Annotated in this window: 21 protein-coding genes; 13 read left to right on the forward strand and 8 right to left on the reverse strand. The window is 59.4% G+C overall.

The genetic code is table 11. From position 1 onward, the window contains the following. Positions 1–10: 10 nt before the first annotated feature. A complete protein-coding gene (locus ACP15L_RS03730; protein ID WP_425083211.1) occupies positions 11–676 on the reverse strand; it encodes an SOS response-associated peptidase in 666 nt (221 codons plus the stop codon). 87 nt (positions 677–763) lie between these two features. Further along, positions 764–2,347: a bifunctional metallophosphatase/5'-nucleotidase gene (locus ACP15L_RS03735; protein ID WP_425083172.1), complete on the reverse strand. Its 1,584-nt coding sequence runs from the start codon at positions 2,345–2,347 to the stop codon at positions 764–766. 108 nt (positions 2,348–2,455) lie between these two features. On the opposite strand from ACP15L_RS03735, the gene ACP15L_RS03740 reads away from it, so the two are divergent. From ACP15L_RS03740 to arsC, 4 genes are read left to right on the forward strand one after another with little or no spacing between them, the layout of a single operon-like run. Then, positions 2,456–2,794, forward strand: coding sequence for a DUF952 domain-containing protein (locus tag ACP15L_RS03740; RefSeq protein ID WP_425083173.1), 339 nt, complete (start codon positions 2,456–2,458; stop codon positions 2,792–2,794). Continuing rightward, complete coding sequence (locus ACP15L_RS03745) at positions 2,791–3,222, forward strand: DUF1330 domain-containing protein (protein ID WP_425083174.1); 432 nt, start codon at positions 2,791–2,793, stop codon at positions 3,220–3,222. The genes ACP15L_RS03740 and ACP15L_RS03745 overlap by 4 nt, the downstream gene beginning before the upstream one ends. Continuing rightward, positions 3,219–4,277: a quinone-dependent dihydroorotate dehydrogenase gene (locus ACP15L_RS03750; RefSeq protein WP_425083175.1), complete on the forward strand. Its 1,059-nt coding sequence runs from the start codon at positions 3,219–3,221 to the stop codon at positions 4,275–4,277. The genes ACP15L_RS03745 and ACP15L_RS03750 overlap by 4 nt, the downstream gene beginning before the upstream one ends. Beyond that, positions 4,274–4,615 carry an arsenate reductase (glutaredoxin) gene (arsC, locus tag ACP15L_RS03755; protein WP_425083176.1) on the forward strand — a complete coding sequence of 114 codons (342 nt, stop codon included), beginning with the start codon at positions 4,274–4,276 and terminating at the stop codon, positions 4,613–4,615. The genes ACP15L_RS03750 and arsC overlap by 4 nt, the downstream gene beginning before the upstream one ends. Here arsC and ACP15L_RS03760 read toward each other — a convergent pair. Genes ACP15L_RS03760 through ACP15L_RS03770 form a run of 3 tightly spaced genes read right to left on the reverse strand, consistent with a single transcriptional unit; the run spans position 4,612 to position 6,870 of the window. Next, entirely contained in the window at positions 4,612–5,928 is a 1,317-nt protein-coding gene (locus tag ACP15L_RS03760; RefSeq protein ID WP_425083177.1) for an MATE family efflux transporter, read from the reverse strand. The two genes, arsC and ACP15L_RS03760, sit on opposite strands and share 4 nt — an antisense overlap. A 2-nt stretch (positions 5,929–5,930) precedes the next feature. Beyond that, positions 5,931–6,449 carry a PaaI family thioesterase gene (locus ACP15L_RS03765; protein WP_170374239.1) on the reverse strand — a complete coding sequence of 173 codons (519 nt, stop codon included), beginning with the start codon at positions 6,447–6,449 and terminating at the stop codon, positions 5,931–5,933. Position 6,450: 1 nt separating this feature from the next. Next, entirely contained in the window at positions 6,451–6,870 is a 420-nt protein-coding gene (locus ACP15L_RS03770; protein WP_170676658.1) for a PaaI family thioesterase, read from the reverse strand. 111 nt (positions 6,871–6,981) lie between these two features. Here ACP15L_RS03770 and ACP15L_RS03775 point away from each other — a divergent pair, with 111 nt between their 5' ends. The 8 genes from ACP15L_RS03775 (at position 6,982) to ACP15L_RS03810 (ending at position 14,705) form a co-directional block, all read left to right on the forward strand. Continuing rightward, positions 6,982–7,350: a MerR family transcriptional regulator gene (locus tag ACP15L_RS03775; RefSeq protein WP_170374244.1), complete on the forward strand. Its 369-nt coding sequence runs from the start codon at positions 6,982–6,984 to the stop codon at positions 7,348–7,350. A gap of 256 nt (positions 7,351–7,606) precedes the next feature. After that, positions 7,607–8,008: a MerR family transcriptional regulator gene (locus tag ACP15L_RS03780; protein WP_170374246.1), complete on the forward strand. Its 402-nt coding sequence runs from the start codon at positions 7,607–7,609 to the stop codon at positions 8,006–8,008. A gap of 42 nt (positions 8,009–8,050) precedes the next feature. Continuing rightward, the gene (locus tag ACP15L_RS03785; RefSeq protein ID WP_425083178.1) at positions 8,051–9,832 is read left to right on the forward strand and encodes an acyl-CoA dehydrogenase C-terminal domain-containing protein; all 1,782 of its coding nucleotides are present in this window, start codon (positions 8,051–8,053) and stop codon (positions 9,830–9,832) included. A gap of 55 nt (positions 9,833–9,887) precedes the next feature. After that, positions 9,888–10,100, forward strand: coding sequence for a hypothetical protein (locus ACP15L_RS03790; protein ID WP_170374251.1), 213 nt, complete (start codon positions 9,888–9,890; stop codon positions 10,098–10,100). A 61-nt stretch (positions 10,101–10,161) separates the two neighbouring features. After that, the gene (locus tag ACP15L_RS03795; RefSeq protein ID WP_425083179.1) at positions 10,162–10,800 is read left to right on the forward strand and encodes a glutathione S-transferase family protein; all 639 of its coding nucleotides are present in this window, start codon (positions 10,162–10,164) and stop codon (positions 10,798–10,800) included. Positions 10,801–10,811: 11 nt separating this feature from the next. Further along, positions 10,812–12,023 carry an acetyl-CoA C-acetyltransferase gene (locus ACP15L_RS03800; RefSeq protein ID WP_170767050.1) on the forward strand — a complete coding sequence of 404 codons (1,212 nt, stop codon included), beginning with the start codon at positions 10,812–10,814 and terminating at the stop codon, positions 12,021–12,023. Then, on the forward strand, positions 12,023–12,511 hold the full coding sequence (locus ACP15L_RS03805; RefSeq protein WP_425083180.1) for a cupin domain-containing protein: 489 nt from the start codon (positions 12,023–12,025) through the stop codon (positions 12,509–12,511). Before ACP15L_RS03800 ends, ACP15L_RS03805 begins: the two co-directional genes overlap by 1 nt. Continuing rightward, positions 12,504–14,705, forward strand: a complete 2,202-nt coding sequence (locus tag ACP15L_RS03810; protein WP_425083181.1) for a 3-hydroxyacyl-CoA dehydrogenase NAD-binding domain-containing protein — start codon at positions 12,504–12,506, stop codon at positions 14,703–14,705. Before ACP15L_RS03805 ends, ACP15L_RS03810 begins: the two co-directional genes overlap by 8 nt. Before the next feature lie 42 nt (positions 14,706–14,747). Here ACP15L_RS03810 and ACP15L_RS03815 read toward each other — a convergent pair whose 3' ends face one another. From ACP15L_RS03815 to ACP15L_RS03825, 3 genes are all read right to left on the reverse strand, one after another. Then, positions 14,748–15,533: a Hint domain-containing protein gene (locus ACP15L_RS03815; RefSeq protein WP_425083182.1), complete on the reverse strand. Its 786-nt coding sequence runs from the start codon at positions 15,531–15,533 to the stop codon at positions 14,748–14,750. 162 nt (positions 15,534–15,695) lie between these two features. Continuing rightward, a complete protein-coding gene (locus ACP15L_RS03820) occupies positions 15,696–16,358 on the reverse strand; it encodes a sulfotransferase family 2 domain-containing protein (protein WP_170666333.1) in 663 nt (220 codons plus the stop codon). Next, on the reverse strand, positions 16,355–17,290 hold the full coding sequence (locus ACP15L_RS03825) for a DMT family transporter (RefSeq protein ID WP_425083183.1): 936 nt from the start codon (positions 17,288–17,290) through the stop codon (positions 16,355–16,357). The genes ACP15L_RS03820 and ACP15L_RS03825 overlap by 4 nt, the downstream gene beginning before the upstream one ends. A gap of 138 nt (positions 17,291–17,428) precedes the next feature. On the opposite strand from ACP15L_RS03825, the gene ACP15L_RS03830 reads away from it, so the two are divergent. Then, on the forward strand, positions 17,429–18,442 hold the full coding sequence (locus ACP15L_RS03830; protein ID WP_425083184.1) for a hypothetical protein: 1,014 nt from the start codon (positions 17,429–17,431) through the stop codon (positions 18,440–18,442). Positions 18,443–18,445: the final 3 nt, after the last annotated feature.

Consider the following 18,445-nt stretch of genomic DNA (forward strand, 5'->3'; position numbering starts at 1 on the left):
GCATTCGCAGCTAGTCCTCGATGACTTCGATGAGGTCCGGGCCAGACGCCCGGTTGGAGTTCACGGCGGGGTCGACACGATGAAACTCCAGCACGTCTTCGGCACCCGGTTGCATCAACCGCGCCGCACCTTTGCCCGCCTCTCCCAACCAAAGGGACCAATCGTCGGATTCTAAGATTAATGGCATCCGGTGGTGAATGGTCGACAGGTTCTGGTTCGCCTGTGTCGTCACAATCGCACAGGTGGATTGTCGCGCCTCTTCCGGCCCCCAGTCCTGCCAGACGCCTGCAAAGGCGATAGGCGCACCGTCCTTGCGGTGGATGTACCACGGCAGGCGCGTGCCCTGCTGGGACTTGGTCCATTCATAGAACCCCGTCGCCACGATCAGGCAGCGCCTCGATCGGCAGGCGTCGCGGAAAGCGGGTTTTTCGGCCAGTGTCTCGGCCCGTGCGTTGATCAACAAGGGGCCTGCATTTTCGGCCTTGTACCAATGGGGCAGAAAACCCCAGCGTAGCGCATCCAACTGACGGCCCGAGTCTCCGGCCCGGACCACATGCACCTGATTGGTCGGGCAGACGTTATAGTTGGGCACCTCGGGCAAGGCATTGGCAGGGCGCGCGGCAAACAGCTGCGCCATCGCGTCATTGGGCAAAGTGATTGCAAACCGTCCGCACATCAGTCCGTCGTCCAATCCCGGATCGTTGCGGGATGCGATTTCAGCCAAAAGAAAAAGCCGCACCCCACGGGCACGGCTTTTCAGGTCTTACTTCTGCTTGATGCGACCATCCAGATAAGGCTGGTAGGGCGCATTTTCGGCCAGATATTCCGCCGTCACATCAGCCAGATCCGGGCCGAAGTCATAGGCATTCTTGTCGTCGCCTTCGAAGACACTGTAGCCGTCACCGCCGTTGCGCACGTAGTTGTTGGTCACAACCAGATATGTGGCCGAGGGATCAATCGGAGCAAAACCGTCACCATCCGCGACCATCACCTCGGTGACGCGCCCTTCGTTCGGGGCGGCTGAGGGGTCCCATGTAAAGGTCAGGCCTGCGACCTGCGGGAAGCGGCCCTTGACTTCTTCGACCTGGCTGACACCATTTTCCAGCGCGTCGATCACGCCCTGCCCGTTGATCTCAAAGGTCGACAGGGTGTTCTGGAACGGCAGGACCGTCAGGACTTCGCCCATGGTAACCTCGCCTTCGTCGATCGAGGCACGCAGACCGCCCGCATTCGCAATCGCGATCTGAGCGCCTTGATCCGCAACGCGGTCCAGCATGGCATCTGCAACCAGATTGCCCATCTCGCATTCCTGCACACGGCAGACATCACGCGAGCCTTCGATTGTTGCAGCTGAGCTGGCTACGACGCGGCCTTTCATCTCTTCAATCGGGGCGCCCATTTCTGCGACGCGTGCCGCGATGCCCTCGTCCGGTGTGACGGAGGCATCCAACAGAATCGGCTCACCCTCTGCCGAAATCAGATTGCCGTCATCATCAAAGGTCAGGGTGATCTCGCCCAGATATTTCGAATAGGCGTAGGCCTGAACCACCGGAACATCGCCCACCATCACCGGGTATGCACCAGCCGCGTCCTCGTCCGTGTTGGACAGCAGGGTGTGCGAGTGCCCCCCAACAACCAGATCAAGGCCGGGCACCTGTTCGGCGATCTTGATATCCTGAGCCAGACCCACGTGGTTCAACGCGATGATGATGTCTACACCTTCAGCTTCCAAAGCAGCCACATCCGCCTTCAGGCTTTCGACCTCATCCTGAAAAACGACGTCCTTGCCCGGGCTGGACGTGTCCACAGTATCCGTGGCCAGGGCCGAGATGATGCCGATCTTCTGGCCACCCACCTCAAGCACCACGTGGTTTTGCACCTTGTCCTTCAGCTCTGCCGAAGACGACAGGTCCAGATTGCCCGAGATCACGGGAAAGCTGACCGCATCGATAAAGGCGGCCAGACCTTCGGGGCCGTCATCGAATTCGTGGTTGCCGACGGCCATCACGTCATAACCGATCGCTTCCATGAACTCGGCCTCGGCGGCACCTTTGTAGGTCGTGTAGAACAACGAGCCCTGAAACGGATCGCCGGCGTCCAGCAATAGCACATTCTCATCCGCCAGTTCAGCGCGCTTAGCGTCAACGGCCGTTTTCAAGCGCGCCACACCGCCAAAGCACTTCCCTTCGGCCTCATCCTCGGCATCGCAGGTGGAGTCGTATTTGTTGATCGACTCGATCCGACTGTGAATGTCGTTGGTGTGCAGAATGGTCAGCTTGTAGTCGGCGGCGGCGATGCCTGCGCTCAGGCCGAGGATCGCGACCGACGTCAAAAGGCGGCTTACCATGTTGAAACTCCCTGTCATTGTTTTTCGGGATCGTGCGCTGATGCGGTGGAAGAGTCAAAGGGGGAAATCCGGCTTGATTCCACAGGCTATGCGGGGCATCAGACCTTCATGCTGATCTATAAGATATTCCGGGCCGAGGAATGGGCCGCTTTGCAGGCAAATGGCGCAACTGATGGCGCGCCAATTGATATCGCTGACGGGTTCGTCCACTTTTCGACAGCCAAACAGGCGGCGGAAACCGCTGGCAAACACTTTGCTGGGGTTGAAGGTCTGACACTGCTTGGCTGCAACGCTGACGCCATGGGCGACGACTTGAAATGGGAAGTGTCGCGCGGTGGGGCCTTGTTTCCGCATCTTTACCGCCAAATCCGGCTGAGCGACGTGGCCTGGGCTCGCCCCCTGCCCTTTGACGGCCAAACCCACCAATTCCCGAGCGAGATGCTATGACCGCCTATATTGATCCTGACCGCGAACAGTTCGAAGCCTTCAAGGCATTGGATCGGGATCAACCCATCGAGATGCTGAACCTTGTCAAGTTTCGCGCCAAGGCCGACTACCCGGTGGGCCATGCTTTGGCAGATAAAGATCTGACGGGCGCCGAAGCCTATCGCCATTATGGGGCTGAGACCGCCCCGATTGTCGCCAGGATCGGCGCGTCGATCCTTTGGCGTGGGGCGTTTCAAACCACATTGATCGGACCGCAGGACGAGGTTTGGGATGAAGTGTTCATTGCCCGATATCCTACAGCCCATGCGTTTCTTGAGATGGTAACAGACTCGGTTTACCGGTCTGCGGTGGTTCACCGTCAGGCCGCAGTCGCAAACTCCCGCCTGATCCGCTGTGGCACCGCGCAAGGAGGCGCGTCTTTCGGATGAAACTGACCGAGAAACTGGGCCTCGCCGCCCTGCACCGCATGGACCCTGAAGCGGCCCATGGTCTGTCGATCAAGGCCTTGCAGGCCGGCCTGGCCCCAACGCCCGGACCGGTGACGTCATCGCGTCTACAGACCGAACTCGCAGGGCTGCGTCTGCCCAACCCCGTAGGCCTCGCCGCCGGGTTCGACAAGAACGGAGAGGTTCTGGCCCCTCTCTCCCGTGCCGGTTTCGGTTTCATCGAGGTCGGAGCGGTGACCCCGCGCCCGCAACCCGGCAACCCGAAACCCCGCCTGTTCCGCCTGACCGAAGACAAAGCCGCCATCAACCGCTTTGGCTTCAACAATGAAGGTATGGAGGTGATGGCCGAGCGGTTGGCCAACCGCCCCAAGGATGCGGTGATCGGCCTGAACCTCGGGGCCAACAAAGATAGCGATGATCGGCCCGGTGATTTTGCCAAAGTGCTGGCCCATTGCGCCGCGCATCTTGATTTCGCGACGGTCAATGTCTCTTCCCCCAACACCGAAAAACTGCGCGACCTTCAGGGCAAGGCGGCCCTTGGCGCTTTGTTGAGTGGTGTGATCGAAACGCGGGACGCTCTGCCGCGCCCTCTGCCCATTTTCCTGAAAATCGCGCCTGACCTGACCGAAGATGAATTGCAGGACATCGCCGAAGTGGGTGCTGAGACGGGTGTGGACGCGGTCATCGCCACCAACACAACCCTGTCGCGCGACAGGCTGCTTAGCGCGCACAAGGACGAAAAAGGCGGCCTGTCCGGTGCGCCTCTGTTTGAGAAATCCACCCGCGTTCTGGCCCTGTTGAGCCAGCTGACCGACGGCAAAATCCCTCTGATCGGTGTGGGCGGTGTCAGCTCGCCGGAACAGGCCTACGCCAAGATCTGCGCAGGCGCGTCGGCGGTGCAATTTTACACCGCGATGGTCTATGGCGGCCTGTCCCTGGCTGCCGATATCGCACAGGGTCTTGATGACTTATTGGCCCGCGATGGGTTTGACACCGTTGCACAGGCTGTGGGCAGCAAACGAGAGGATTGGCTGTGATCGAATATTGGCACAACCCGCGTTGTTCAAAATCCCGCATGGGATTGGCTTTGCTGGAAGAGCGCGGTGCAGAGATCGAGGTTCGCAAGTACCTTGAGAACGCCCCCTCGGTCGACGAATTGCGCGCCGCGCAATCCCTGCTGGACCTGCCTGCCATCGAGATGATGCGCACGGGTGAGAAGCGGTTCAAGGAGCTGGGCCTTTCAAAGGAAGCGCCGGATGCGGAGCTGATCCAAGCCATGGCAGACAACCCGATCCTGATCGAACGTCCTCTGGCCATCTCGGGCGGTAAAGCCGCAATTGGCCGCCCGCCTGAAAATCTACTCGCCCTTCTCTAGGCCACCTGAGCTTCAAGCTTCGGATAGCGCCAGCCCATCGTCACGCCGCGTGCCAGGTTCAGAACCATCAGCGCGGCCCACAGACCATGGTTGCCGAACGCGGGTACCAGAATGAACAAAGCGACGACATAGATCGCTACCGATTGCAGCATCGCATTGCGCATGTCGCGGGTCCATGTGGCTCCGATGTAGATACCGTCGAACATCCAGCTTGCGACACCGATGATCGGAGCCAAGGCCGCCCAGAACAGGAACGTGCGTCCTGCCTCGCGTACTTCGGGAGAGGTGGACATCAGATCAATCAGCACCGGACCTGCAAAGAAGAAAACGGCACTGAGAAGCACCGCGCCACCGACACCCCACTGAGACGCCATGACCGAGGCGCGCCGCACTTGGTATCGGTCCCGTGCGCCAACCGCGCCTCCGACCAGCGCCTCGGCAGAAAAGGCGAATCCGTCCAGCGCAAAAGCGGTGATTTCCAGGAATTGCAGCAGCACCTGATTGGCCGCCAGATTGACGTCTCCCAAATCGGACCCGACGAACAGGAAGGTGGTGAACGAGCCCGTCAGCAGAACCGAGCGGATCATGATATCACCGTTCACCTGCACCATCCGCCGCAGCCGGGTGGCATCGAAAATGCGCGGCCAGTCGTGCCAGATTTGCCCGGCAAACCCATCCCGGCACAGCCACAGACCCAGTGCCAAACCGGTCCACTCCGCGATCAGGGTTGCAATCGCCACGCCTTCGACGCCCCAGCCCAGCCCAAGAACGAACCAAAGGTCAAGCACGATGTTGAGACCGTTCATCCAGATCTGTAGAAGGAACACTCCCCGCGTCCGCTCAACAGCGATCAGCCAGCCTGTGATCGCATATAAGGCAATGGTCGCGGGTGCCCCCCAGATCCGAATCTCAAGGTAAGAGCGCGCGAGTGTTTCAACCTCGGGGCTGGCCGGGGATAGCCAAAACGCGCCACTGAAGATCGCGACCTGGGCAAGGATAAACACAAGGCCCGCCGCCCCGCCGAGCATCAACCCACGAATGAGCAAGGCGCGCATCTCGGCGCTCTCTCCGGCCCCACGCGCCTGCGCGGCAAGGCCCGTTGTACCCATGCGAAGAAAGCCGAAAACCCAGTAGATCGCGGACAGGATCACCGCGCCCATGCCCACCGCGCCAATCGGAGCAGCCGCCCCCATCTGCCCGACAACGCCGGTATCCACCGCCCCAAGGATCGGTACGGTCGCGTTCGACAGCACAATGGGAACCGCGATCTTCAGCACCCGTTTGTGAGTTATGGGTGCCGAGGCATCCTGCATTCTCAGCCCTTGTCGCGGGGCTGTTGCGGCATCAAGAAATGCCCCGTCGCCTGCGCAAACAACTTGGCATGGTTGTCTTGCCAGGCCTCAACCCGAACCGAGGCGTAACGCCGTCCGGCCCGGTTCACAAAGGCGCGCGCATAGGCATCGCGCGGCAGGCCCGAGCGCAAATAGTCGACCGTAAAGTCGATGGTTTTGGGAAAGCGGATCGATTCATCCGTAACGATGGCCTCGGCGTCAATTTCACCACTTTCGATGTCCGAGAACATATGCTCCCAGCTCAGCGTGATCACGGCCGTTACTTCGAGAAACGCCGCTGTAACGCCGCCATGAAGGGCTGGAAGAAATGGGTTGCCGATCAGTTTCTCGTCAAAGTTCAGCACGCCGGTCAGTTCATCCCCGCGCCGGTCGAAGCTGATGTTGAGAAACCGGATATAGGGCACTCCATCAACCAATGCGCGCAAGGCGGCGTCGCGCCGTTGTTTGACCACTTGCATGGGTTCGGGACGGGAACGGGCCATATTACTTCCCCTCAACCGTGAACGACCCCGAAGCGGTCGCCACTGGCAGGTCAAGATCGTCATCCATCGCCGTTGCCCGCACGAAGGCGACGTTTCGGGTGATGTGATAGCAATTGGCCCGCGCGGTGATGCTCTGCCCCGGCGTGGCAGCGCGCATATAGTCGATGCGCAAGTCAATCGTCGCTGTTCCGCCCGGAGAAGACGGATGGCTCATGACTGCGGCCCCGCAGCAGGTATCCAGGATGGTCGAAATCGCGCCGCCGTGGACCACACCCGTGCGCGGATCTCCGATAAGATCTTCGTTGTAAGGCATTGTTATCTCGGCTTCACCTTCCCCGATCTGGCTAAGATGAAGGCCCATCGCGCGCGCATGCGGAATAGCTTCGATAAACTGGCGGGCTAGCTTTGCTTTGTCGACCATGATCATATCCTGTTGTCTTACCCCTTTATGAGCCGCCATCCGATCAAAGGGCAAGCCCACCTGTTGCGCTTGTTCGCATGACGTCCTAGGTTGCTGCCGAGGAGACCCCGAATGTCCGACAACCGTTTGTCATTCAAAGAGATGTGTGCCGAGTTCGACGTGACTCCGCGCACTCTGCGTTACTACGAATATATCGAGCTTTTGCAGCCCGATCGTGAAGGGCGATCCAGGTACTATGGCCCCAGAGAGTGTGCCCGCATGACCCTGATCATGCGCGGCCGGAAATTCGGGTTTCCTTTGGAAGAGATTCGCCAATGGCTGTTGATCTACGAAGATCAAGGCAACGAAGCTCAGATGGCGACGTTCGTGGAAATGGCAGATCGTCAGATGGAAGAGCTGCGCCAGCAGCGCGCCCAGCTTGACGAGGCGATGGATGCCCTCAAACAGCTTCGGGACCAAACGGCTAAGTCCATCAAGTAGAACACCCCGGCCCTTCAGGGTTCTGGTGAGAACAAGCAATACACCTTGGAATCGCGTCCTAGGACCAGTCTGAGGGCGAATTTCCCTTGCCCCTAGGGAAAGAAAATTTCGCAAAACCCGTCATTACGCGACTGGAAGTTACGTCAACTTAGAAATGACGCAGCGTCTAGATTACGTAAACGTCACCTACATGTTGTAAAGCGTCCAGCAACTGCGCAACTCTATTCGGACGACGCCAGTGACGAGAGTATGACGAATGACCGAAGATCTGATGACCATCCGTGAAATGTGCGAGACCTATGATGTCACGCCCCGCACCTTGCGGTTCTACGAGGCGAAGGAACTTCTGTTTCCGATCCGCGAGGGTCAGAAGCGTCTGTTCACCAAACGCGACCGCGCGCGGCTAAAGCTGATTCTGCGCGGCAAGCGGTTTGGTTTCAGCCTCGAGGAGATTCGCCAGCTTCTGGACCTGTATCACGTGGGCGACCAGCAGGTGACCCAGATGTCGCGCACCTATGAAATCGCGTGCGAACGTCTGGCCGATATGGAATCGCGCCGAGAAGAGCTGACGCAGGCCATCGACGATCTGAAAGAGCAGTTGCGCTGGGGCGAGAAAGTCATCGCCTCGATGAAACAGGAAAAGAAGGCGGCCGAATAACTTCGCCCTGCCCTCCGGACATATGAATTAAGGGAGCTTCACATGCCCGTCTACAACGCGCCAACCAAAGATATGCAGTTCATCCTGCATGATGTCCTGAAAATCTCGGACTCTGACATTCCGGGTTACAACGAACTAGAGGCCGAATTCACCGGTGCCGTTCTGGAAGAAGCAGGCAAGGTCGCCAGCAATGTTCTTCACCCGCTGAATGTTGTCGGCGACACTGAAGGGTGCCGTTTGGAAAACGGTATCGTTTACACACCCACAGGCTTCAAGGATGCCTTCGAGCAGATGAAAGAAGGCGGCTGGACTGGCCTCGACATGCCGGAAGAGTATGGCGGCCAGAACATGCCCTACGTGATTGGGACGGCCGTAGGCGAGATGTTCTCGGGCGCGAACCAGGCGTTCACGATGTATCAGGGCCTGACCCACGGTGCAGCCTCGGCGATCTTGGCACACGGCTCGGACGAGCAGAAGAATAAGTACCTGCCGAACATGATCAGTTGCGAATGGACCGGCACCATGAACCTGACCGAGCCGCATTGCGGTACCGATCTGGGTCTGATGCGTACCAAAGCAGAACCTCAGGGCGACGGCAGCTATAAAATCTCGGGCCAGAAGATCTTTATCTCGGCCGGTGATCACGACATGGCCGACAACATCATCCATTTGGTTTTGGCTAAAATTCCCGGTGGCCCCGAGGGCATCAAGGGCGTATCGCTGTTCATCGTGCCCAAGTTCATCGTGAACGAAGACGGCACCCCGGGTGAGCGCAACGGTGTTTCGGTCGGCAAGATCGAAGAGAAGATGGGCATCCACGGCAACTCGACCTGCGTCATGAACTATGACGAGGCCACCGGTTGGCTGCTGGGCGACGAACACAAAGGCATGCGCGCCATGTTCACCATGATGAACGAAGCGCGTTTGGGTGTGGGCATGCAAGGCCTGTCGCAGGCCGAAGCTGCATATCAGAACGCTGTTGAATACGCCAAAGACCGCCTGCAGGGCCGCGACGTAACAGGTGTGAAGAACCCGGACGGCCCCGCCGATCCGCTGATCGTTCACCCCGACATCCGCCGCAACCTGATGGATCAGAAAAGCTTCACCGAGGGCGCGCGTGCGTTCATCCTGTGGGGCGCGACAATGATCGACAAGGCGCACCGCTCGGGCGACAAGGACGCAGATGGGCTGATCTCACTGCTGACACCGGTCATCAAGGGCTTCCTGACGGACGAAGGCTACGACATGACCGTTCAGGCGCAGCAGGTCTATGGCGGCCATGGCTACATCGAAGAATGGGGTATGTCGCAATACACCCGCGACGCCCGTATCGCCATGATCTACGAAGGCGCAAACGGCGTTCAGGCGCTTGATCTTGTCGGCCGCAAGTTGGCGCAGGATGGCGGCAAGCACGTCATGGCGTTCTTCGAAATGGTCAAAACCTTCTGTAAGGAAAACGCGGGCCAGAACGAAGCCTATGACAAAGCCTTCATCGAACCGCTGAAAGCCGCATCCAAGGATCTGCAGGCCGCTGGCATGTACTTTATGCAAGAAGGCATGAAGAACCCCAACAACGCTCTGTCCGGGTCTTATGACTTCATGCACATGTTCGGTCACGTCTGCCTGGGCCTGATGTGGGCACAGATGGCGAAGGCCGCTCAAGACGCGCTGGACGGTGGGGCCTCGGACAAAGAGTTCTACGAGACCAAGATCAATACCGGCCGGTTCTACATGGCCCGCCGCCTGCCCGCGACAGCGATGCATCTTTCCCGCATTCAGACCGGCGCAGACACGGTGATGGTTCTGGACGCGGCGAACTTCTGATCAAAGTCTGGGCTCGGGCGACACCGCCTGGGCCCTACTATTCGGAGGAGACAGAATGCCCAAACGCTTTCGCCTGACCCGCCGTTTCCCGGTTGCCATGACAGAGGACGGCTATCGCAAACTCCGCGGCTTCGCCCGCGAGGCCGGGTTGGATGAAGGCGAAGCGCTGTCTTTTCTGTTCGAGAATTTCAACAGCGTCATTGACGAAGACAACCTGACCCATCGGTTGCGCCTCTTCAATTCCGAGTTGGAGGCACGCAAGCGCTAGGCACCAAGGCCGAAAAGCTTGGGCGGACGATGCAAAAAAACGCCACGGGAGGGGCGACCGCATGACCATAAAACTGCACTGCTTCGGTGAAAGCGGCAATTCATACAAAGCCGCTCTGGCGCTGGAAATGTCCGGCCTCGAGTGGGAGCCGGTCTTTGTCGATTTCTTCAAAGGTGTCACCCGCAGCCCCGAGTTCCGCTCGGATGTCAACGTAATGGGCGAAGCGCCCTTCCTGATCGACGGTGACTTCAAAACCTCCCAATCTGGTGCGATCCAGGCTTATGTCACCGAAAAATCCGGCAAGTTCGGCGGCAAGACGCGGGAAGAGAATTACGAGATCTTTCGCTGGGTGCTGTGGGATAACCACAAGCTCAGCTCGATGGCCGGCATGACGCGGTTTCTGATGAACTTCCTGCCCGAAGAACATCGCAATGCCGATGTGATTGCTTTCAACCAAGGCCGTCTAAAAGCGGCCTACGATGTTCTGAACAACCACCTTGAGGGCCGCGACTGGATTGTTGGGGACAGCGTGACCAACGCTGATCTCAGCTGCTGCGGCTACCTCTACTATCCCGAACCATTCGGCTTCGACCATGCCGACTGGCCCAACATCGACGCCTGGCTGACTCGCCTGTCCGAGCAGCCCGGCTGGAAACACCCCTATGACCTGATGCCCGGCAACCCGTCGGATCGAGCTTAAGGAGAAGACCCATGACCGAAGCTTACATTTATGACGCCCTGCGCACTCCGCGCGGCAAGGGCCGTAAGGATGGCAGCCTGCACGAGGTAACCTCGGTGCGCCTGTCCGCCTTGACCCTGAACGCGATAAAGGAACGCAACAACCTCGAAGGCCACGCCGTTGAGGATGTGATCTGGGGCAACGTCACCCAAGTCATGGAGCAAGGCGGCTGTCTGGCGCGCTCGGCGGTTCTGGCCTCTGACCTCGACCAGTCGATCCCCGGTCTTGCGATCAACCGCTTCTGCGCCTCGGGCATGGAAGCCGTGAACCTGGCCGCGAACCAGGTTAAAGGCGGCGCGGGCGACGCCTATATCGCTGGTGGTGTTGAGATGATGGGCCGCGTGGCCATGGGCAGCGACGGTGCCGCGATTGCCGTAGACCCGACGCTGGCAATGGACACCTACTTTGTACCGCAGGGTATCTCGGCCGACATCATCGCGACCGAGTATGGGTTCAGCCGTGACGACGCCGACGCACTGGCCGTAGAGTCTCAAAAACGCGCGGCAGAGGCTTGGGAAGACAACCGGTTCGAGAAGTCGGTCATCACCATCAAAGACCAAAACGGCCTGACCATTCTGGATCGCGACGAATATATGCGCCCCGGTACCGACATGCAGAGCCTCGGCGCGTTGAACCCGTCCTTCCAGATGATGGGTGAGCAAATGCCCGGCTTCGACAAAGTCGCGATGCTGAAATACCCGCATCTGGAGCGGATCAACCACATCCACCACGCGGGCAACAGCTCGGGCATCGTGGACGGCTCGGCCGCTGTTCTGATCGGCAACAAGGAATTCGGTGAGAAATACGGCCTCAAGCCGCGCGCCCGTATCAAGGCAACCGCGAAGATCGGCACCGACCCGACCATCATGCTGACCGGCCCGGTTCCGGTAACCGAGAAAATCCTTGCCGACAACGGCATGAAAATCAGCGATCTGGACCTGTTCGAAGTGAACGAAGCCTTCGCCTCGGTCGTGTTGCGCTTCCAGCAGGCGTTCGACGTCGATCCGGCGCTGGTAAACGTCAACGGCGGCTCGATCGCAATGGGTCACCCGCTGGGCGCAACCGGTGCCATGATCATCGGCACGCTGCTGGATGAGCTTGAGCGTCAAGACAAGGAAACCGGTCTGGCAACGCTCTGCATTGCATCCGGCATGGGCGCGGCAACCATTATCGAGCGGGTCTGATGCCCAAGCTGGATCTCTCTCAGATCCCCTTTCAAGGCGGCTCTTCTTATCCGGGCAAACTGGCAGAGGCGGTCTCGGGCCGTTTCAACCAGGGCCTCGGAGATGCAGGCGGGCTGACCCAGTTCGGGGTTAACATCGTGCGGTTGGAGCCTGCGGGGATGTCCTCGCTACGCCACTACCACATGCAGCAGGATGAGTTTGCCATCATGCTGTCCGGCACATGCGTGCTGATCGAAGACGATGGCGAGTATGAGATGCTGCCCGGTGACTGCGCCGCTTGGCCAGCAGGTGAGGCCAACGGCCATCACCTTGTGAACAAGACCGATGCGCCCGCGACCTTTCTGGTGGTGGGCACACGGACCCCGACCGAGACCGGCTACTACAGCGACATAGACATGATGGTGAAGGATGATGAGAACGGATTCTCTTTCACCCGGAAAGACGGCAGCCCACTGACGGCTGACCAGATTGGAGATGACAATGACTGATTTCACTCTGACCAAAGACGCGGACGGCGTCGCGTTTGTGACCTGGGATGCTCAGGGCAAATCCATGAACGTTCTGACCCGCGAGGCCTTTCAGGAGGTCAGCCAACTGATCGATCAAGCACTGAGCGATGATGAGATCAAAGGGATCGTTATTACCTCGGGCAAAGATGGCTCATTCGCGGGTGGCATGGACCTGAACACGCTGGCCACCATCCGTCAGGAGGCCGGTGATGAACCGGCGCAGGCGCTGTTCGACTTCGTCATGGGCGGCCACCACATCCTGCGCAAGTTGGAACTGGCGGGCATGGACCCCAAGACCAAGAAGGGCGGCAAGCCGATCGCCTGTGCCATCAACGGCACCTGCGCCGGGATCGGGACCGAGATCGCTCTGGCCTGTCATCACCGCGTCATGACCTCGAACGCCAAAGCCAAGATTGGTCTGCCCGAGATTCTGCTGGGCATCTTCCCCGGTGGCGGCGGCACCATGCGCTATAGCCGTATGGTTGGTGCAATGGCGGCCGCTCCGGTCCTGCTGGAAGGCAAGATGATGGACCCGAAGAAAGCCAAGGGCGCACAGCTGATCGACGATGTTTCGGACGATCCGGTCGCAGCAGCCAAGGAATGGGTTCTGAACGCCAAGGACGCCGATCTGGTCAAGCCTTGGGACGCCAAGGGCTACAAGATGCCCGGCGGCGCGCCCTACCACCCTGCTGGCTTCATGACCTTCGTCGGCGCCAACGCGATGGTGAATGGCAAGACCCAAGGCGCCTTCCCGGCGGCCAAGGCTCTGCTGAGCTCGATCTACGAAGGGGCGCTGGTCGACTTCGACACCGCCCTGAAGATCGAAGCGCGTTGGTTCACCAACGTCCTAATGAACCCCTCGTCGTCGGCCATGATCCGGTCGCTGTTCCTGAACAAGGAAGCCTTGGAGAAAGGCGCGGTCCGCCCCAAGGATGTGGCCGATCAACGCGTGAAAAAGGTCGGCGTTCTGGGCGCAGGCATGATGGGCGCCGGTATCGCTCTGGTCTCGGCGCAGGCCGGGATGGAGGTTGTTCTGGTCGACCGTGATCAGGCTGCCGCCGACAAGGGCAAGGCCTATTCAGCAAGCTACATGGACAAGGGTATCAAGCGCGGTAAAGCCACGGTTGAGAAAAAAGAGGCCCTTCTGGCGCAGATCACTGCAACCCCTGATCTAGAGCGTCTGAAAGGCTGCGACCTGATCATCGAGGCCGTTTTCGAAGACCCGGACGTCAAGGCCGATATGACCAAAAAGGTCGAGGCCATCATCCCCGAGGATTGCATCTTTGCCTCGAACACCTCGACCCTCCCGATCACCGATCTGGCGAAGGCTTCCGTCCGGCCCGAGCAGTTCATTGGCATCCACTTCTTCTCACCCGTTGAGAAGATGTTCCTAGTCGAGATCATCAAAGGCCAGGAAACTGGTGATCGCGCGGTCGCCAAGGCTCTGGACTACGTGCGCCAGATCCGCAAGACGCCGATCGTGGTCAACGATGCGCGCTTCTTCTACGCCAACCGCTGCATCATCCCTTACATCAACGAAGGTGCCCGCATGATCACCGAGGGCGTCAGCCCGATCCTGATCGACAACGCGGCGCGTCAGTTGGGCTTCCCAGTGGGACCGATCCAGCTGACCGATGAAACCTCGATTGATCTGGGTGCCAAGATTGCACGTGCAACCAAAGCGGCGATGGGCAATGCCTATCCCGAAAGCCCCTCGGACGATCTGATCTTCTGGATGGAGGAACAGGGCCGTTTGGGTCGCAAAGCCAATGCAGGCTTCTTCGACTATGACGAGAAGGGCAAACGCGTCGAATATTGGAAGGGTCTGCAGGACAAGTACCCTCTGGCCGCTGAGCAGCCTGACCTGATCGAAGTGCAGGAACGTCTGATGTTCGCACAGGTTCTGGAAGCCGTCCGTGCGTTGGAAGAAGGCGTTCTGGAAGATATTCGTGAAGGTGACGTGGGCGCAATTCTGGGTTGGGGCTTTGCGCCTTGGTCCGGTGGTCCGCTCAGTTGGCTGGACATCATCGGCACGCCCTACGCGGCCGAGCGTTGTGATCAACTGGCCGAGGCCTATGGCGCGCGTTTCGCCTGCCCGCCGCTGCTGCGTGAAATGGCCGAAAAAGGTCAGAGCTTCTATGGCCGGTTCAACCCGGACGCCAAAGCCGCTTAAAACAACGACGCAGGCGCAACTCCCCTTGCGCCTGCGTCTTCCTTACTGAACAGCCGGAGCGGTTTGCCATTCAGGCCGGAGAAACAGAACCGGCGCACTTGGTCGACCCGGCCGACCGGGCCTGCGAATACCCGCCGCGGGGCGGATCGGGAAAATCGGATCCGTCGGGATCGGAGCAGGCAAAGCGCCCAATGGGTTTGCCAGTGCCGAAATCTCACCACTTGCAGCGAGCGCACCGACCAATGCAGTCGCAGCGTCCTCGTCAGCCACTGTGTACTCTTTTGCCTGACCAGACGTGCGACTGAAGCGCCCTGAAGGACAATAGGCTTGCAAACCACCTTCGATATAGATCACCTCGTCCTGGTCGAAGAACAGTGTCGTGACCTCGAACGACGATCCCGGAGATTGCGATGATAACCGACATGCGCCGTCCAGAACCCGCGCAGGCAAAACAGAAACACCTTGATCCGTCAGGTCCAGTTTGCCGCGATCCAGCGCGACACCCTGTTCCGGCATCAACCAAACCGCGCGCCCGTTATAGGCCGCCCGCGCAGGCACAAAGATCGGTAGATGGGCCGACCGCCTCTCACCTGCCGGGATATTGACCCAACTGGTCGAGACTCTGCGGACTTCTTTGAAACCGTGATCCAGCGTTCGAACCAGATCGCCAGCGGCGATACGTTCGATCAGCTTCCATCCACTGGTGGTCGCGATTTTGGTTCCGTGCAGGAACCCTCCTCTGCGCGATGACACTGCGTCCAGCGCAACTGGCAGATCCGCATCGTCATGATACTCGGAAACATCCGAAAAACTCACTACTTCCAACACGTGCCGAACCCCCTTTTGGCACAAATACTCACATCTCAAGAGATAGCAGATGCAGCGGTTTTCCGTCTTAGTTTGGCCGTATTTACGCCCAATTTGGGTTAAAACGAGGGGTTTTTCGCGACAGAAAGCAGTGCAGGAGTGGGTTTATCGACCGATCGGAAACTATAGGCTGGAAGTCACGTCAAAAGCGTAGCCGAATCTCTCGATGTCTTCTGCGCAGGATTCTGCCACGGATTGGGCGGATCTGTCGGAATAGTATGCCCGATAGTCTGCCTGCCGCTCCGAGGGGTTGATATGGGGCAATTCCACCTCAAACTCCAGATGGCGAAACAGAGGTTGCGCGTCCTGTTCGAACTGTTCCAACCGTAGGAACAGCTGGCACTGTTCGACCCCATCCGCGCGGGTCATGTAGCGCCGCGCCGGATGATCCTGAAATGAACGACGGATGTTTGGGTGCAGGACAAAAGGCTCGAACTCCAATTGCTGCGACAGGGTGACGGCCTCATGCGCGAAGCTCTGAGAACGTAGCCAGTGATAGTAGCTGACCATGCGGTCCCACGGGTTGCGGACCAGCGTGAAGGCAAACATTGCCTCAAGTTCACCCTCTGGCAACACCCCGTCTATATCCGCAAGCGTCGCGTGTTTGTGCAGCCTCCCCCGCGCGGTCAGTTCCTTGGCGCGGCGCCGCCGTTTCAGGGCCTTAGGCGTGTCTCCTAACAGGATGTCATCCTTCATGGCCCGCTGCTCCAGCGCCAAGGCCAGTGAGGTTCCCCCCGTCTTGGGCATGTGCACGAACACGTAGCGGCGGCCGCGAGAAATGATCATGCGACCTCCTGCTCGGGGGCCGCGCGCCTGGCTCTCCAGCCCAAAACCGCGCCGGCTGTTGCGATCAGACCGATGCCAAAGATCTGCATCACTCCGATCGTCTGTCCAAGAGCGACCCAGGCGAACAGAGGACCGAAGATCATGATCGAATATTCGAACACGGCAACGAATGAGGGCTCTCCGACCTGATAAGCCTTGATCATCATGAAGACGGCCACGGTGGACCCGACGGCCTGCACCACGACCCATGGCAAGGCAGCGCGCATATCAAGGACCAGACCACGGGTCACAAAACCTTCGGGACCGTCGGGTCCGGACACGGGAAAGGCCGTGAAAACGATTAAACCGATGGCCCCGGCAATGCCCAGAACAAGCATGTTGTTGGCCAGAAGGGCGACTGTGCTTTCGTCCGAGCAATAGGTCCGCGTGACGATCACGCTGAGCGCGTAGAAGAACCCTCCAACGACCGGCAAAAAGGTCCTGACATCAAACTCGGTCGGGTTGGGTTGCAACACGCACAGGATGCCCACGAACCCCAGTAGAACCGCGCCGATGCGCCAGGGTCCGATGACCTGTTTTAGGCCCAATGCAGAAATCAACAGCACAAACATCGGCGAGGTGAACAAGCCCGCCAGGGCCTGCGCAATCGGCATCAACGCCAGCGAGGCGAAATAGAACAGCATGCCCGTCGCGATCAGAACGCTGCGCAGCAAGACAAATCGCAGCCGTTTTGGCCGCAGACTTCCCAAACCCAACAGGGACAGCCCGATGATCAGAGGCAACATCAAAACGGCACGGCTGAGGTGGAACTGCCACAGCCCAATGGTTTCGGCCAGCAGGATCACCACGTTGTCGATCACACCAAGAATGGCCATTGCCGAGACCATCAGCACTGAGGCCAAAAAGGGGAGCGTTTCTTTGCCTGGCTGCATGTCCTGTCTCGGGTTAGATGCGCGCAACAGCGCTTGTGCCATCCAGCATATTTCTGAAAGCCTGCGCAACAGGTTTGCGCCCCGCGATTTCCACATGCTATGCTTTGGCAAAAGAAAAACACGAGCAGCCCAATCCAGATGACGGCCCTGAAACAGTATCAGCGGATCGAAGCCACCGGTCTGTGGCGCTCCTCGCCCGATGAACAGCGGCGCGAGGTTGTGGTCTCAATCGGTGAGGCGACCCTGACGATCTTGGATTTCAATGACCGAGCACTGACGCACTGGTCTCTGGCCGCGTTGGAGCGGCAGAATCCGGGCAGTTTCCCTGCGATTTTCAACCCTGACGGCGACCCGGAGGAAACGCTGGAACTGGCCGAAAGCGAAAAGACGATGCTCGAGGCTATCGACCGGCTGCAGCGCGCCATCGACCGCTCGCGTCCGCATCCCGGTCGGTTGCGTTGGGTCAGCGTTGCAGGCGTCGTCGCCGCGGTTTTGGCGGTGTTGCTGCTTTGGTTGCCCGGGGCACTGCAAAACCACGTGGTCTCGGTTGTGCCCGAGGTCAAACGGCAGGACATCGGCGATGAGATTCTGAAACGAATCGAGCGGGTTTCGGGACGCGCCTGTGCCTCACGCGATGCGCGGGCCTCTTTGGATCGGCTGGCCAAGCGCACGGGCGTGCGGCAAATCATCATTCTGCCTGCAGGAGTGCAAGACAGCCTTAGCCTGCCGGGCGGGACGGTCTTGTTGAACCGGGCCTTGGTCGAGGATCATGAAGATCCCGCCGTGGCCGCCGGCTATGTCATTGCCGAGCGCGCCCGTATCGCGGCACAAGACCCGTTGGATGATGTTCTGGACCGAACCGGCGCGTCCTCGGCCTTTCGCCTGCTGACGACCGGAGGCCTGACGCCCGAGATCGTCGACAGCTATACCGAGCAAGTCCTGTCGGAACCCCGTCCGTCCCTGACGGATGAGGCGCTGCTGGCAGTTTTTGCACAGGCCGCCCTGCCCTCGACCCCATATGCCTATGCGCGGGATGTGACCGGGGAAACGGTTCTTGGCCTGATTGAGGCCGACCCGATGGCCGGACGCACGCTGGAACAGGTGTTGCCGGACCGCGATTGGGTCCAGCTTCAAAACATCTGCAGCGAGTGATCG

The sequence above is a fragment of the Ruegeria profundi genome (assembly GCF_049800715.1).
Classification (GTDB): domain Bacteria; phylum Pseudomonadota; class Alphaproteobacteria; order Rhodobacterales; family Rhodobacteraceae; genus Ruegeria; species Ruegeria profundi_A.

What these genes read in the sequence shown, in the direction of transcription:
- ACP15L_RS03770 (WP_170676658.1), bottom strand. Translation starts at nt 6,870, where the DNA reads ATGGTCGACAAAGCAAAGCTAGCCCGCCAGTTTATCGAAGCTATTCCG.
- ACP15L_RS03740 (WP_425083173.1), top strand. Translation starts at nt 2,456, where the DNA reads ATGCTGATCTATAAGATATTCCGGGCCGAGGAATGGGCCGCTTTGCAG.
- ACP15L_RS03805 (WP_425083180.1), top strand. Translation starts at nt 12,023, where the DNA reads ATGCCCAAGCTGGATCTCTCTCAGATCCCCTTTCAAGGCGGCTCTTCT.
- ACP15L_RS03800 (WP_170767050.1), top strand. Translation starts at nt 10,812, where the DNA reads ATGACCGAAGCTTACATTTATGACGCCCTGCGCACTCCGCGCGGCAAG.
- ACP15L_RS03780 (WP_170374246.1), top strand. Translation starts at nt 7,607, where the DNA reads ATGACCGAAGATCTGATGACCATCCGTGAAATGTGCGAGACCTATGAT.
- ACP15L_RS03730 (WP_425083211.1), bottom strand. Translation starts at nt 676, where the DNA reads ATGTGCGGACGGTTTGCAATCACTTTGCCCAATGACGCGATGGCGCAG.
- ACP15L_RS03785 (WP_425083178.1), top strand. Translation starts at nt 8,051, where the DNA reads ATGCCCGTCTACAACGCGCCAACCAAAGATATGCAGTTCATCCTGCAT.
- ACP15L_RS03745 (WP_425083174.1), top strand. Translation starts at nt 2,791, where the DNA reads ATGACCGCCTATATTGATCCTGACCGCGAACAGTTCGAAGCCTTCAAG.
- ACP15L_RS03825 (WP_425083183.1), bottom strand. Translation starts at nt 17,290, where the DNA reads ATGCAGCCAGGCAAAGAAACGCTCCCCTTTTTGGCCTCAGTGCTGATG.
- ACP15L_RS03830 (WP_425083184.1), top strand. Translation starts at nt 17,429, where the DNA reads ATGACGGCCCTGAAACAGTATCAGCGGATCGAAGCCACCGGTCTGTGG.
- ACP15L_RS03810 (WP_425083181.1), top strand. Translation starts at nt 12,504, where the DNA reads ATGACTGATTTCACTCTGACCAAAGACGCGGACGGCGTCGCGTTTGTG.
- ACP15L_RS03750 (WP_425083175.1), top strand. Translation starts at nt 3,219, where the DNA reads ATGAAACTGACCGAGAAACTGGGCCTCGCCGCCCTGCACCGCATGGAC.
- ACP15L_RS03820 (WP_170666333.1), bottom strand. Translation starts at nt 16,358, where the DNA reads ATGATCATTTCTCGCGGCCGCCGCTACGTGTTCGTGCACATGCCCAAG.
- ACP15L_RS03765 (WP_170374239.1), bottom strand. Translation starts at nt 6,449, where the DNA reads ATGGCCCGTTCCCGTCCCGAACCCATGCAAGTGGTCAAACAACGGCGC.
- ACP15L_RS03735 (WP_425083172.1), bottom strand. Translation starts at nt 2,347, where the DNA reads ATGGTAAGCCGCCTTTTGACGTCGGTCGCGATCCTCGGCCTGAGCGCA.
- ACP15L_RS03775 (WP_170374244.1), top strand. Translation starts at nt 6,982, where the DNA reads ATGTCCGACAACCGTTTGTCATTCAAAGAGATGTGTGCCGAGTTCGAC.
- ACP15L_RS03790 (WP_170374251.1), top strand. Translation starts at nt 9,888, where the DNA reads ATGCCCAAACGCTTTCGCCTGACCCGCCGTTTCCCGGTTGCCATGACA.
- ACP15L_RS03795 (WP_425083179.1), top strand. Translation starts at nt 10,162, where the DNA reads ATGACCATAAAACTGCACTGCTTCGGTGAAAGCGGCAATTCATACAAA.
- ACP15L_RS03760 (WP_425083177.1), bottom strand. Translation starts at nt 5,928, where the DNA reads ATGCAGGATGCCTCGGCACCCATAACTCACAAACGGGTGCTGAAGATC.